Origin of the sequence: Luteimonas suaedae (assembly GCF_008312895.1) — a bacterium.
GTDB classification, from domain to species: Bacteria; Pseudomonadota; Gammaproteobacteria; order Xanthomonadales; family Xanthomonadaceae; genus Luteimonas; species Luteimonas suaedae.
Map to the genome: position 1 here is coordinate 221,534 of NZ_VSSP01000003.1, position 12,799 is coordinate 234,332.

17 protein-coding genes are annotated in these 12,799 nt (G+C 69.8%); 7 read left to right on the forward strand and 10 right to left on the reverse strand.

All coding sequences use genetic code 11. From position 1 onward, the window contains the following. The first annotated feature begins 44 nt into the window (after positions 1-44). Complete coding sequence (gene chaB, locus FXO19_RS07165; RefSeq protein WP_149194383.1) at positions 45-272, forward strand: putative cation transport regulator ChaB; 228 nt, start codon at positions 45-47, stop codon at positions 270-272. A 39-nt stretch (positions 273-311) separates the two neighbouring features. Here the strand turns inward: chaB and FXO19_RS07170 are convergent, their stop codons facing one another. Next, positions 312-1,262: a LysR family transcriptional regulator gene (locus FXO19_RS07170; RefSeq protein WP_149194384.1), complete on the reverse strand. Its 951-nt coding sequence runs from the start codon at positions 1,260-1,262 to the stop codon at positions 312-314. Between the two features lie 122 nt (positions 1,263-1,384). Here FXO19_RS07170 and FXO19_RS07175 point away from each other — a divergent pair, with 122 nt between their 5' ends. Then, on the forward strand, positions 1,385-2,095 hold the full coding sequence (locus tag FXO19_RS07175) for a glutathione S-transferase family protein (RefSeq protein WP_149194385.1): 711 nt from the start codon (positions 1,385-1,387) through the stop codon (positions 2,093-2,095). Between the two features lie 151 nt (positions 2,096-2,246). On the opposite strand, the gene FXO19_RS07180 is transcribed toward FXO19_RS07175, so the two are convergent. Beyond that, positions 2,247-3,524 carry an acyltransferase family protein gene (locus FXO19_RS07180; RefSeq protein WP_149194386.1) on the reverse strand — a complete coding sequence of 426 codons (1,278 nt, stop codon included), beginning with the start codon at positions 3,522-3,524 and terminating at the stop codon, positions 2,247-2,249. Positions 3,525-3,750: 226 nt separating this feature from the next. Between FXO19_RS07180 and FXO19_RS07185 the strand changes: the two genes are divergently transcribed. Next, positions 3,751-4,599: a LytTR family DNA-binding domain-containing protein gene (locus tag FXO19_RS07185; RefSeq protein WP_255516333.1), complete on the forward strand. Its 849-nt coding sequence runs from the start codon at positions 3,751-3,753 to the stop codon at positions 4,597-4,599. Positions 4,600-4,609: 10 nt separating this feature from the next. Here the strand turns inward: FXO19_RS07185 and FXO19_RS07190 are convergent, their stop codons facing one another. Together FXO19_RS07190 and FXO19_RS07195 are read right to left on the reverse strand one after the other, a co-directional pair. Then, a complete protein-coding gene (locus tag FXO19_RS07190; protein ID WP_149194388.1) occupies positions 4,610-5,302 on the reverse strand; it encodes a response regulator transcription factor in 693 nt (230 codons plus the stop codon). After that, positions 5,299-6,960, reverse strand: a complete 1,662-nt coding sequence (locus FXO19_RS07195; RefSeq protein WP_187775670.1) for a sensor histidine kinase — start codon at positions 6,958-6,960, stop codon at positions 5,299-5,301. Before FXO19_RS07195 ends, FXO19_RS07190 begins: the two co-directional genes overlap by 4 nt. A gap of 166 nt (positions 6,961-7,126) precedes the next feature. Here FXO19_RS07195 and FXO19_RS07200 point away from each other — a divergent pair, with 166 nt between their 5' ends. After that, the gene (locus tag FXO19_RS07200) at positions 7,127-8,377 is read left to right on the forward strand and encodes a M23 family metallopeptidase (protein WP_149194390.1); all 1,251 of its coding nucleotides are present in this window, start codon (positions 7,127-7,129) and stop codon (positions 8,375-8,377) included. Positions 8,378-8,495: 118 nt separating this feature from the next. On the opposite strand, the gene FXO19_RS07205 is transcribed toward FXO19_RS07200, so the two are convergent. Together FXO19_RS07205 and FXO19_RS07210 are read right to left on the reverse strand one after the other, a co-directional pair. Next, complete coding sequence (locus FXO19_RS07205; protein WP_149194391.1) at positions 8,496-8,888, reverse strand: YciI family protein; 393 nt, start codon at positions 8,886-8,888, stop codon at positions 8,496-8,498. Positions 8,889-8,978: 90 nt separating this feature from the next. Then, positions 8,979-9,416, reverse strand: a complete 438-nt coding sequence (locus FXO19_RS07210; protein ID WP_149194392.1) for a hypothetical protein — start codon at positions 9,414-9,416, stop codon at positions 8,979-8,981. Positions 9,417-9,558: 142 nt separating this feature from the next. Here FXO19_RS07210 and FXO19_RS07215 point away from each other — a divergent pair, with 142 nt between their 5' ends. Beyond that, entirely contained in the window at positions 9,559-9,798 is a 240-nt protein-coding gene (locus FXO19_RS07215) for a helix-turn-helix domain-containing protein (RefSeq protein WP_149194393.1), read from the forward strand. A gap of 57 nt (positions 9,799-9,855) precedes the next feature. Here the strand turns inward: FXO19_RS07215 and FXO19_RS07220 are convergent, their stop codons facing one another. Both FXO19_RS07220 and FXO19_RS07225 read right to left on the reverse strand, forming a co-directional pair. Then, positions 9,856-10,116 carry an XAC0095 family protein gene (locus FXO19_RS07220; protein ID WP_149194394.1) on the reverse strand — a complete coding sequence of 87 codons (261 nt, stop codon included), beginning with the start codon at positions 10,114-10,116 and terminating at the stop codon, positions 9,856-9,858. 118 nt (positions 10,117-10,234) lie between these two features. Beyond that, the gene (locus FXO19_RS07225) at positions 10,235-10,450 is read right to left on the reverse strand and encodes a ribbon-helix-helix domain-containing protein (protein ID WP_255516334.1); all 216 of its coding nucleotides are present in this window, start codon (positions 10,448-10,450) and stop codon (positions 10,235-10,237) included. A 131-nt stretch (positions 10,451-10,581) separates the two neighbouring features. Here FXO19_RS07225 and FXO19_RS07230 point away from each other — a divergent pair, with 131 nt between their 5' ends. Both FXO19_RS07230 and FXO19_RS07235 read left to right on the forward strand, forming a co-directional pair. Continuing rightward, entirely contained in the window at positions 10,582-11,154 is a 573-nt protein-coding gene (locus FXO19_RS07230; RefSeq protein WP_223115446.1) for an RNA polymerase sigma factor, read from the forward strand. Next, positions 11,151-11,645 (forward strand): hypothetical protein, encoded by a 495-nt coding sequence (locus FXO19_RS07235; protein ID WP_149194397.1) that lies wholly within the window; start codon positions 11,151-11,153, stop codon positions 11,643-11,645. The genes FXO19_RS07230 and FXO19_RS07235 overlap by 4 nt, the downstream gene beginning before the upstream one ends. A gap of 30 nt (positions 11,646-11,675) precedes the next feature. Here FXO19_RS07235 and FXO19_RS07240 read toward each other — a convergent pair whose 3' ends face one another. Continuing rightward, on the reverse strand, positions 11,676-12,086 hold the full coding sequence (locus FXO19_RS07240; RefSeq protein ID WP_149194398.1) for a VOC family protein: 411 nt from the start codon (positions 12,084-12,086) through the stop codon (positions 11,676-11,678). A gap of 199 nt (positions 12,087-12,285) precedes the next feature. Then, positions 12,286-12,792 carry an SRPBCC family protein gene (locus FXO19_RS07245; RefSeq protein ID WP_149194399.1) on the reverse strand — a complete coding sequence of 169 codons (507 nt, stop codon included), beginning with the start codon at positions 12,790-12,792 and terminating at the stop codon, positions 12,286-12,288. Positions 12,793-12,799 lie beyond the last annotated feature (7 nt).

Sequence of the window (12,799 nt, forward strand, 5' to 3'; positions counted from 1 at the left end):
CCCTCGCAAAGTGGCGGCAACAACCTCACGTCAGGAGACCCGCCATGCCGTACCAGAGCATCGCCGAGCTGCCCGACAACGTCCGCGACAATGTGCCCAAGCATGCGCAGGAGATCTACAAGGAAGCCTTCAACAGCGCCTGGGAGCAGTACGACAAGCCTGACGAACGCCGCGGCGATGCCTCGCGCGAGGAGACCGCGCACAAGGTGGCGTGGTCCGCGGTGAAGGACAAGTACGAGAAGGGCGACGACGGCAACTGGCACGCCAAGTAGACAAGATTTTCGGCAGCGCCGGCACGTCCTCGGTCGCGATCATCGGCCCGGGACGCGGCCGGCGGCGCCCTGCGGAACGGCAGCCTCGCCACCCTCGGGCGACAGGCCCCCGACGCGATCGACCAGGAACTCCACCACCGCGCGCACACCGGGCAGTTGGCCGCGGCGATGCGGGATCACCAGCGTCGTGGTGATCGTCCCGGCATGCCAATCCGGCAACACCCGGATCAGCCGACCGGTCTCCAGCGCGGCGCGGCACATTCCCTCGGGCAGGCAGACGATCCCGAGCCCGGCGACCGCCGCGCTGATCAGCGCCGTCGACTCGTTCGCCACCATGCGCGACAGCGGCTCGGCTTGCCGCTGTCGTCCGGCGCGGTCGAACAGACGCCACGTACCGGCGGCGGGACCGGTCAGCAGCCCGTCGTGCGAGGCGAGTGCGTCCGGTGACGCCGGCGCCCCGCGCGCTGCGATATAAGCGGGCGCGGCGACCAGGATGATCCGCTCCACCAGCAACTGGCGCTGCACCAGCCCCGAATCCGGCAGCGGTGCGCTGTGGCAGCGCAGGGCGATGTCGTAGCCCTCCTGCACGATGTCGACGAAGCGGTCGGTCACGTCCAGCTGCAGCCGCAACTTCGGCCAGGCCTTGGCAAGCGTGGGCAGGTGAGGGGCGAGTAGCTCCTGCCCGGTCGGGATCGAAGCCGTCAGCCGAACCGTGCCGCTGGGTTCGGCCAGGCGCGTGCGGACGATGGTTTCAGCGGCCTCGGCCTCGATCAGGGCCGCCCGCGCGTGCTCGTGGAAGTCCCGTCCGAGCTCGGTGAGGGTGAAGCTGCGCGAAGTGCGGTGGATCAGGCGGGCGGCCAGGGCGTGCTCGAGCGCGGCGACGCGCTTGCTGATCGTCGACTTCGGCACCGCCAGCCGGCGCGAGGCCGCGGCGAAGCCACCGCTTTCGACCGCCGCCACGAACAGTTGCAGGTCGTTGAGGTTGAGCATGCGCAATGTCCATGGAAAGAGACTTTGAAACTCATTTTCACCCACTACCCGGTCAAAGGCCACAAACATATCCTTTCCTTGCCGCATCACTGCAGCCCAACCCCTTCCCAGGAGAAACACCCATGAGCCCCATCCTCTTCTACGGCGTCCCCTCCGGTTGCTCGCTCGGTTCCATCGTCGCGCTCGAATGGCTGGGCAAGCCCTATCGCCTGTGCCGCATCGAAATGCCCGAAGTCGCCTCGAGCGCCGAATACCGGCGCATCAATCCGGTCGCCGAGACACCGTCGCTGCTGGCCGGCAGCGGCGAGATGATCAGCGAAAGCCTGGCGATCCTCAACCATATCGGCGCGAACACCGCCGGGACCGGTCTGGCATTCGCCCAGGGCACGCCCGGGTTCGATCGCCTCAACCAGATGCTGGCCTTCCTCAACACCACGTTCTTCTCCGCCTTCTCGCCCCTGTGGTTCGCGATCGAGGAGCAGGACATCGACGACAACGACAAGCGCGCCCTGACCAATTACGGCCGCACGCTGGTCAAGCGCGCCCATGCGCAGCTGGAGGAGATGCTCGGCGCCAAGCCCTGGCTGCTCGGCGCGCAGCGCACGCTGGCCGACGCCTACTTCATCGGCATCGCCCGCTGGACCAGGTACCACGACGTCGTCGATCGTCGCGACTACCCGAACCTGCAACGCCTGTACGACAAGCTCGAGGCGGATCCGGCGGTGCAGTTCGCCCACGCCATCGAGGGCGGGCGGGCGGCGACGTCGAGCGGGGGATTCCGGGGCGAGGTTTCCCTGGACGAGGCGCTGGGGCTGCTGAGGCAGGCGGCGTAGCGCGTCCGTCGTCGAGACCGCTCGCACGCGTCTGCGGGCAGGCCGATCTGCCATGCCCATGGCAGGCCGCATCATCCGACGCGGCCCGCCATGGTGCATACGCCCGGCGCTCATGCCCGGCCGAACCCGGCAGCGCATATGACCGGCGTCGTCATCGACTTTCGCGTGCGGCGATCGCACTCCCCGGCTGGCCCGTGGTGCCACCGCCGATCCGCTCGTGGCCGGGCGCCAGCCCATGCCGCGCCTGCCCGGCCGCGTTCCCCGCCTTCATCCCGAACAGCGGCCGCAGCACGCGCACACGGCGGACCAGGTATTCGGTGATCAGCAGGCAGCCGGCGACAGTGATGGCGACCACCAGCAGCGGTTCGGCGATCGGCCCGAGCGACAGTTTCGCCAGGCCGTAGCCGGCGACCACCGTGATCGTCTGGTGCAGCACGTACCAGGGATACACCGCCTGGCTTGCATACGGCAGCCAGCGGAACGGCCGGTTCAACAGGTGATGGCCCCAGGCGAGCACCAGCAGGATCCAGGTCCAGCTGTTCAGGCGCCTGGCGAACGCATAGGCCGCCCACGCGAGCTCCGACCCGGAATCCGGCCCGGTCCCCACCAGCAACGCGAGGAACGCGGCGAACGTCGCCACCGCCGCGCCCAGCAACCACCAGCGGCAGCGTCGCAGTTCGGCCCACAGGCCGGCGTCGGCGCCGATCCAGTAGCCGAACAGGAACGTCGGCAGGTAGATGGCGTGGTTGTGCCAGTCGTGGATCAGGTCGTGCGTGGACGGAAAGCGCCCGGCCAGCAGCCAGGTCGCCGCCGCCAGCGGCAGCACCGGCAGCAGCCACAGCCGCCACCCGCGCAGGCCGCGAAACCAGTCGCGCAGTGCATGGCCGGCGCGGCTGTCGAGCAGCGGCAGCAGCGCCGTCAGCAGCAGCGAGTACGCCAGCAGGTACGGCAGGTACCACAGGTGGTTCCAGGTGATGCCGATGTCCGAACCGTCGAACGCGCCGGGCGGCCACGGCCGGAAGGTGAAGTAGTGCAGCAGGAACTGCAGGTAATTGCCGTCGAAGGCGCCGTTGGACAGCGCCTGCAGGTAGGCCTGCGGTGGCACCACCACCGCCATGCCGAACAGCAACGGCAGCAGCAGGCGCTTGAGCCGGTCACGGGCGAAGCCCGCCCCGCCGCTGCCGCGCAGCAGGAAGTTGACCGCCAGCCCGGAGATCAGGAACAGCAGCGACATCCGCCACGGGTTGACCGCCAGCATCAGCCACTGCAGCCACTCGGCGAGGTAGGCCGACTTGATGTGCCAGCCCCAGTCGGCGACGTAGAACATGCCGGTGTGATAGAGGATCAGCACCGCGAAGGCGAGCACGCGCAGCGCATCGATGTCGTGGCGGCGCGGCTGGCCGGGAACGGTCGGGGAGGTGGATGACATGGCGGGACTCGTCCGGTTCGGGACCGCCAGCGTCCGGCCGCGGCGGCATGCCCGAAAGCGAAAAGTGACGCCACGCGGCGCCCGTGGGACGAGTGGCGGGCGGCAGGGACGAGCCGTGACCGCCCGACACGGCCCAGGCCCGGTCTTGCGCGCTTCGATCCACGACCGGCCGAACCGGCGGGCTAGACTGCCCCGGCCGGGCACGGCCCGCCCGGACGGAACCACCGTGCAGCCACAGACCTATCTCCGCTACCGGCGCCCGTTCGAGGCGGGCTTCTGGATCCTGATCCTGGGCATCCACGCCGTCGCCAATGCGATCGTCACCAACATCGACATCGCCCGCTCCGGGGCGGCGGACGTCGCGCGCTGGGAGCCATGGGCCTGGGAGTGCTCCAGCGGCCTGGTCCTGCTGGCGCTGATCCCGCTGCTGATCCTGTTCGACCGGCGCTTCCCGCTGCAACGCGGCCGCATGGCGCGCAACGCCGCCGCGCACCTGGCCTTCAGCGTGCCGTTCTCGCTGCTGCACGTGGCCGGCATGGTCGCCCTGCGCGAGGTCGTCTACGCCTGGATGGGCTCGGATTACCGCTTCGGCGACCTGGGCACCAATCTCGGCTACGAATACCTCAAGGACGTGCGCACCTACGGCTACTTCCTGCTCGCGCTCTACCTGTATCGCTTCGTGCTGCGCCGCTGGCAGGGCGAGGCCGGGTTCCTCACCGAAGGCCGCGAGGACCTGCCCGCGCAGCCGGTGACCGACCGCTTCCTGATCAAGAAGCTGGGCCGCGAGTTCCTGGTGCGGGTGGAGGACATCGACTGGATCGAGGCCGCCGGCAACTACGTCACCCTGCACGTCGGCGAGCGCCTGTACCCGCTGCGCGAGACCATGGCCGGCATCGAGCAGAAGCTGGACGGCCGCGGCTTTGCCCGCGTGCACCGCAGCGCCATCGTCAACCTCGACCGCGTGCGCGAGATCGAACCCTTCGACACCGGCGACGCCCGCGCGCACATGCACGGCGGCGCCGTGGTGCCGGTCAGCCGCCGCTACCGGCAGGCGCTGAAGGAACGGCTGGCCTGAGCGCGGCCGCTCATGGGTCCAGCCGATAGCCGGCGCCGCGCAGGGTGACGATGTGCCGCGGCCGGGCCGAGTCGGTCTCCAGCTTGCGGCGCAGCTCCCACATGTGGGTGTCGACCGTGCGGGTCATGATCGACGACGAATAGCCCCAGACCGCCTGCATCAGTTCGAGCCGGGATACGACCTCGCCGCGCCGCTGTAGCAGCTGCACGAGCAGGGCGAACTCCTTCGGACGCAACGCCACCGGCGCGCCCGCCTTCGACACCTTGCGCGCGGCGAGGTCGACCTCGACGTCGCCGAACCGGAAGGCCGGCGCGCCGGCCGCGTCCGCACGCGCGCCGAGCGACTGACGGCGCAGTAGCGATTCGATGCGCGCCAGCAGCTCGAGCAACCCGAAGGGCTTGGTGACGTAGTCGTCCGCGCCGAACCGCAGGCCCCGCACCTTGTCCGCCTCGTTGCCGCGTGCGGTCAGGATGAGCACCGCGATCCGCTTGTCGCGCTCCCGCAGCCGGCGCAGGACGTGCATGCCGTCGATCCTCGGCAGGGTCAGGTCCAGCACCAGCAGGTCCGGACGCCAGGATGCGGCCAGCGCCAGCGCGCGCTCGCCATCGCCGGCGACGTCGACCGCGTAGCCTTCGATCTCGAGGTTGTTGCGCAGGCCGGTCGCCAGGTCGGCGTCGTCTTCCACCACGAGCACGCGCGTCATGGCCGCGCCGCTCCGGTTGCCCGCTCAGACTCGCGCGCCAGCGGCAGCACGACGACGAACCGCGCCCCGCCCCCGGGTGCGTCCTCCACCGCGCAGCGCCCGCCGTGCCGCGAGACCAGCTCGCCGACCACCGCCAAGCCGATGCCGGTGCCGGACACCGCCGAACGCCGGTCGCGGTCGAGCCGGAAGTACGGCCGCCATATCCGCTCACGGTCGCCCGGCGGCACGCCGGGACCGGCATCGTCCACCTGGAGGCGAGCCATGCCCGCGTCCTCGCACAACCGGATGCGGACCGGCGCCGCGCCGCCGTACTTACAGGCGTTGTCGAGCAGGTTGAGCAGCACCTGACGGAACGCGTCCGGGCCGATCCTCGCCTCGATGCCGGCCCCGGCCACCAGCTCGATCGGCGGAACCGCTCCCTGCACGGAACGGAACTCGTCGACAACCTCGCGGGCGAGCGCCGCCACGTCGACCCGCTCGTCGGGAATCGGATCCTGTTCTTCTTCGCGGTTGCCGGGCCGACGGGAGAACTGCAGCACGTTGTCGACCAGCAGCGACAGCCGGCGCGCCGCGCGGTCGAGCGCCTGCAACGCCGACTTCCGCTCCTCGTCGCTCCGCACCCGGTCCAGCAGCAGGGTCTCGGCGAACATGCGAATCCGGGTCACCGGCGTGCGCAGTTCGTGCGAGGCACGGGCGATGAAGTCCTCCCGCGCCAGGGCATGGCGCTGCTCGCGCCGGAACTGGAACAACGCCGCCAGGAACAGGCCCATGCACAGTGCGAACAACCCGATCAGCCAGCCGGTCCTCGAGCGCGGCAAGCCGCCGATCACCAAGCGATCGGCGGCGGACGGCGCCATCGCCACCGCCACGGAGAATCCCGGCAATGCCCCGCTGCGTGCCCGCTCCCCCATGTCCCGCACCGCCAACGGTGTATCGCCGCCTTGCCCCGGATGCGAGGAGAACACTACATGCCCCGTCCGCGAACGTACGACCACCGTCATCGACGCCTCGGTTGCCCCGCGGTCCACCAGCGCCTGCGGCAGCAGTGGATCGCCGAGCGCATGCTCGGACAGCCAGGCGCCGACCTGGTCCAGGCGTGCCTCGAAACCGACCAGGCGCCGCTCCGGTCCGGCGCCCCGCTCGCCGGCGACGACGAACAGCCGCGGCCGGCCGCCGTCGTCGACTTCGACGAGCCGGAACTGCGGCGCGGCCTCACCGGCAGCGGCCAGCGGCAGGCGCGCCAACTGCCGGCCAAGGTCCCGCGGCACGTCCATGTCGCGTGCTTCCAGATGCCCGTCCGGCCCCGATTGCCTGAACATGCCGCCCACCAGTTCGGCGGCCCGCCGGGAACGCGGCGGGATCGCGGCGGCCAGCGACTGCGGCGCAGGCAGTGCGCCGTCGTGCGCCACCGTATCGGCCAGTCCGCGGATGGCCATCGCGAACCCGTAGTCGCCGATGTACGTGGTCGCGCGCCGCACGAACTCCTCGGCGGCGAGATCCGCGTAGTCGTGCAGTACGGTCTCGGCCAGAGCGCGATGCGACCGGCCCGTCGCCAGCGCCTGGTAGGCGAGCGCGATCGTGAGCACCGCGCTCGCCAGCAACAGGACCAGCGACAGTCCTCCTGTCGCAAAGACGTTCCTGGCGAGCGACCGGCACATGGTCCCGAGTCTGGTCGTCGGGTTCCTGCCCGGCAAGCGCCCCGCATCCCTTGCGGCGACAGGCTGTGGCGATTTGACGCAATCCTGACAATCCCGGACCCGGCTCGGTCCCGGCCGCCGCTGTTCGCCGCCAACATGTCGGGAACGTCCATTCCGGGAGCCGCCCATGCATCGCAGGCACGTCCTTGCCGCCACCGCTCCGGCCCTACGCGGCAGATCGATCGCGATCCTCGTGCTTGCCCTCGCCGCGGTCGCGCTGGTCGTGGCGACGTCCCCCGCCGCCAACACCGCCGGCACGCCTGCGGGTGCCGCCGCTGCGGCGACGCCGCTACGGCAGTCGTTCGACATGCAGGTGCCCGCGCCGCCGACACCTGTCACCGTCGCGGGAAAGCCGCAACTGGTGTACGAACTGCACCTCACCAACTTCACGTCGGCGCCGCTGGTGCTGCAACAGGTGGACGTGCTGGACGCGCGCGATGCGACCGTCATCGCCGCCGTGCGCGACGACGCTCTCGACCGCCGCCTGCACCGGCCGCATGCCCCCGCCGGCAGCGGCCCGCGCACCATCGCGCCTGGCATGCGCGGGGTGCTGTACTTCGAACTCGCGATCGACGGCGACACGCTGCCGCGCCTGCTGGAGCACCGGATCGCATTCCACGACGCCGGCCGGCCGGCGCAAGCGCCGGCGATCGTTCGCGGCGGACGCGTTGCCGTGAGGACCGGGGCTCCGGTCGTGCTGGGCCCACCATTGCGCGACGGGCCATGGGCCGCGGTCTACGATCCGTCCTGGGAGCGCGGCCATCGTCGGGTCGTCTACGCGTTCGAAGGCCGTGCGCGGATCCCGGACCGTTTCGCGATCGACTGGGTCAAGCTCGACGCGGGCGGCCGGCGCGCCCACGGCGACGAAGACGCGGTGGGCAACTGGTACGGCTACGGCGCCGACGTCCTGGCAGTGGCGGACGCCGTGGTCGTGGCGACCCGCAACGACATTCCCGAAAGCGCCACCCTGTCCGGCCGCCTGCAGTACCGGTTCGAGGACGGCGCCGGCAACCATGTCGTCCTCGATCTCGGCGACGACCGCTACGCGTTCTACAAGCACCTCAAGCCGGGCAGCGTCCGGGTCGCGCCCGGCGAACGCGTCCGGCGCGGCCAGGTGATCGGCGCGGTCGGCTTCTCCGGCCATGCCGGCGGCCCGCAGCTGCACTTCCACGTTGCCGACGCCGACTCGCCGCTCGGCGCTGCCGAGGGCCTGCCGTTCGCGCTCGCGGACTTCGAGGTGCTGGGCGCCTATGAAGACTTCGACACGCTCGGTCGTGCGCCCTGGACACCGTTGGGCGACGAGATGGCGGCAAGACGCACCCGGGAACTGCCGGCACCGATCACCGTCGTCGCGTTCGGGACGCACGGATCGCAATGACGGCTTTCAGTTCCCCGCACACGCCTTGGCCGGCACGATGTCCTCGGCCCGGCCGTCGGCATCGCGTCGGATGTCGGCACGGTCACGTTCGTCGATCATCGCGACCGCGGTATTTCCGTCAGTCCGCGGACGGCGTCTCGTTGCTCGGCACGTCGGCGCGCGCGCGCTCCGGATCGATCGGCCGGATCTCGAGTTCCAGGCCGCAGGCGATGCACGGATTCTCCGCCGCCAGCGCGGCGGCTTCCTCCAGGCTGTTGGCCAGGATCGTCCAGTAGCCGCCGATCACCTCCTTGCTCTCGGCGAACGGCCCGTCCGTGGTCCCGCGCCGCGACACCCGCCGGCCTTCGCGCCCCAGCCGCTGCCCGTCGCGCATGCGGCCTTCGGCCATGCACTGCTCGTGCCAGACGTAGAACGCGTCGATGGCGGCCTGGATGCGCGCCGGCGGCAGGTCCGCGTCCCATTTGCCGCGCGAGAGCACGAGATATTCGGAAAGAGGACCGGCGTCGTTCATGGCGCGCTCTGTGCGAAGAGTGGTCGAACGCACAGGATACTCCTCTGGGCAGAACCAGCGGAGACGGTGCCTTGCCTTAGGTGCCTCGTCTTATCTGCTCTTGCGCCATGCCGCGGCGGTCCGGGCCGCGATATCGGGATGGTCGTGATAGTAGGCGGCGTTACCGGCCAGGCCGCGCCAGCGGCGATGGTCCTGCAGCAATCGCGCGACATGCCGGCTGATACGCAGCATGTCGCCGGTGGCGCAGGGTGCGCCATGTTCCAACCCGGCCTCCGCCAGGCTCAGCAGCAGTTCCGCGCGCTCCAGGCAGGTTTCCGATTCCTCCTGCGCATCCCGGGCCAGCGCCTCGAGCTCGGTCGCCGGCAGCCGAGCGATAGCCGCATCGGCGCTCGCCGGCATGGCGCCGCCAAGCAACGTATGGACCAAGCGCTGCAGCGTCGTGCGCGTGGAGGGGACATCCGTCGACACCGACTCGGATGCGACACCTGCCGTGTCGCAGGTTGGCGGGTGAAACGAGGCTGCGCACATCGTCCTTCTCCCTATGCGTGGATGTCCTGCCTTGGCCTTCCTTTGTGCATCGCCAACTGATGTTCGCTACTGCAAACGAGATTTATAAACAGTAGATGTTTAATCTGTAGCTTGTCAAACGGTAGGGCATGAGTCTGGCCGCATGCCCGAAAAGTCGTCCGCCTTGCCGCCCCAAGGCTCCGCCCGGCGCCGGATCGCCGCCAATGTGAAGCGCTACCGCAGCGCATACGGCCTCAGCCAGGAGAAACTGGCCGAGCTGGCCTCCTTTCACCGCACCTACGTCTCGCAGTTGGAGCGGTGCGTCACCAACATCACCATCGACGGGCTGGAGCGCCTGGCCGTTGCGCTGGACGTCGATATCCGCGACCTGCTGAAGCCCTGAAAAACCGGGACCGGCACTGGTGCCGACGCCATGGCCTGCGGGGATCCACGCCTGCCGTCAGGCCGGCGGCGACTGCGGCCAGCGGACCCGCCGCAGGCTGCTGTCGAGCCGATCCGCCAATTCCTCGAAACAGTGCGCCAGCGCCGCGGGCGCAAGGGGCAACTCGGCCTCCGGCAGGTCGTCCTGTGGCGAACGTGGCGCGGCCAGGCGCGCCAGCAGGCGCAGGCGATCGCGGGTCTGCTCGAGCGCCAGATGCGCGTCTTCCGGCAGCTGATAGCAGCCAGGGGCTGCGTTGGGCGAGCGGCGTCCTCTGCTCATGATGTCTTCCTTTGCGTGATCGGGATCATCGCCACGTCGATGCATTACGGGCGCTTGCCGGCCGGACGGCGCCGCTTGACGCGTCGCCTGCCACAGATGGCCCGGGCAGGCGGCGCGCTTACGGCCTTTCCTTCTCCAGTCCCGCAAGCAATGGCCACTGCTCCTTGACGTACTGCTCCGTCGCCTCGCGGACCACCCACGCGACCGACACCTTCTTCCCGCGGGCGATCTGCTCGACCGTCTCGTAGATGTCCTGCGGAAAACTGATGGAGGCCCGGGTGGTCCTGGCCTCCGACGCCTCGCGTGGCGGGCGTCCTTTGCGGTTCGCTGACACGATCCCTCCTGATGCGCGGCTCATATGTGCACCACACTACACCACATTGGTGCAATGGCAAGTGCGATCGCCGTGAACCTTCCGCCCCGCTTCCCGACTACCTTGGCGACGATTGCCGCGGGAGCCGGGGTTTGCAGCCAGATACGACCAAACGCGATCGCGCCGACCAGTTGCTGGTGGTGCGCTGCCAGCTGGGCGAGCGCGCGGCCTTCGACGACCTGATCCGCCGCTGGTCCGACGCGTTGCGCCGGTACGCGCTGAAGCTGACCGACGACCCGGCGCTGGCCGACGACCTGACCCAGGACGTCTGGCTGCGCGCGTTGCAAGGCCTGGGCGGGCTGCGGGAGGCCACGCGATTCCGCCCCTGGCTCTTCGGGATCGCGCACCGCACCTTTGTGGATCGCCTGCGCAGCCGCTACGCCATGCCGATCGACACCGGCATCGACGTGCAGGCGATCGCGGCGACCGAAGCCGAAGCCGAAGCCGACGGTGATGGCGAGGAACTCGAGCGGGCGCTGGCCGACGGCATGGCGACGCTGCCGCTGGTCGAACGCGAGGTGTTGGCCCTGTTCTACCTGAAGGAGCTTCCGCTGATCGAAATCTCGGCCGCACTGGACATCCCGGTCGGCACCGTCAAATCGCGGCTGTTCCGCGCGAGAACGCTGCTGCGCCGGCGCATCACCGCCAAGGGAGACCTGCCATGAACGACAAGACACCCGCGTCCCCGCTCGACGCGCGGCTCCGGCAATTGACGACGGACGCGCTGTCCGCGAGATCCCGGTACGGCCATGTGGCACTCCTGCTGGCCGCGCTGATGATGTGCGTGCTGCTGGGCGCATTGCTGGCCACCGAGCCCAACCTCCCCGGCCGCACGCGGGCGGCGTTCGCCGTCATGCTGGCCATCGGCGCCAGCTGGGTGGCCTACGCGACGTGGGTGCTGCGGCGACGCAGGCCGCTGCTCGGCAACCACCGCATCGTCGCCGGCCGCATGGCGGTGGCATTCACCGCATTGTTCCTCGTGGCAGCGGTGGTCGCGAGCATCGGCACCGATGGCGCGGCCTTTCGTGCAGCCGCCGCGGTCGGCGCCGTCATGCTCGTCCTGGCGGTGACCGTCCTCGTCCGGGCGCATCGCCACGTGGCGCGGCTGCGCGCCCAGCGGCTCGAGCTCGAGCGCCAGCTGGGCGGGCAGGAGTGAAGCGGGACTCTGCGATCGCGGGGAATCCGCCTACTCCGGGCACGGCTTGAGGCAGTTCACCATCCACGGCTTGCCGAAGCGGTCGGTCAGCACGCCCCAGCGATGTGCCCAGAAGGTCTCTTCGATCGGCATCTGCACCTGCCCGCCGTCGGCCAATGCCGCGAAGATGCGCTCGGCGTCCTCGGTGCTGTCGACGTCGACATTGATGCAGGTGGTCGAGCCGCCGTGCCGCGGCGGGCCGTCGGCGCCCATCAGGATGGTCCCGGCGGCATTCAGCTGGCAATGCATGACCCGGTCATGGCTGTCGGCCGGCATCTCGTCGCAGATCGGCGATTCGCCGTAGGTCATTCTGGCGACGATGGTGCCGCCCAGGGCGGCAGCGTAGAAATCGAAAGCCTCGCTGCAGTTGCCATTGAAGTTGAGGTAAGGGATCAGTCGCATGACGTGGGTCTCCGTGAAGGTCCGACAGGTAGTCCGGCATGCCGCGGACCGGCGGGACGGGACATGCCTTCCTCCCGACGACGAACCCGCTGTGACGGAATCGACAACTTCTGGGCGGCATGGACGGCGTCATGCGGCTCGGGCACGCCAGCGCGGTCCATGCGCAAGGTCCGCCACATCACCCGCCGCGGACCGGCCCCTACCGGGCGGCGCCCTCGGCGAGCACCCCGTCGAGGCGCTGATAGCCCATTTCCATGCCGTCGGTCATGCCGGTGGCCATGGCGCCGTCGCGCGCCTGCTGCGTGTGGAAGTCGATCGTGGTGGTCACCGTGGTGATGCCGTCCTTCTCCGACAGCGCCACCGTGACCAGCGCGGCCTCGCCCATGTCCCCGCCCATGTCGCCGGCGTCGTAGTGCTGGGTGTGCACCAGCCGCGCGGGCGGATCAACTTCACTGAACCTGCCGTGGAAGCCGAACTCCGAGCCGTCCTCCCGGTTGCGCCAGCGCCAGCGGTAGTCGCCGCCGACGCGCACGTCCATCTCGCACACCGGCATGTCCCAACCCGGCGGACCCAACATCCAGCGCGTGATCAGCTCGGGCCTGGTGTAGGCCTGGTACACCAGTTCGCGCGGCGCCCTGAACTGCCGCGTCACTTCGACCTCGCTGTCGCCGGGAAGGCTCACTTCGGCTTTCGGCATCGTCGTCATTGCTGCG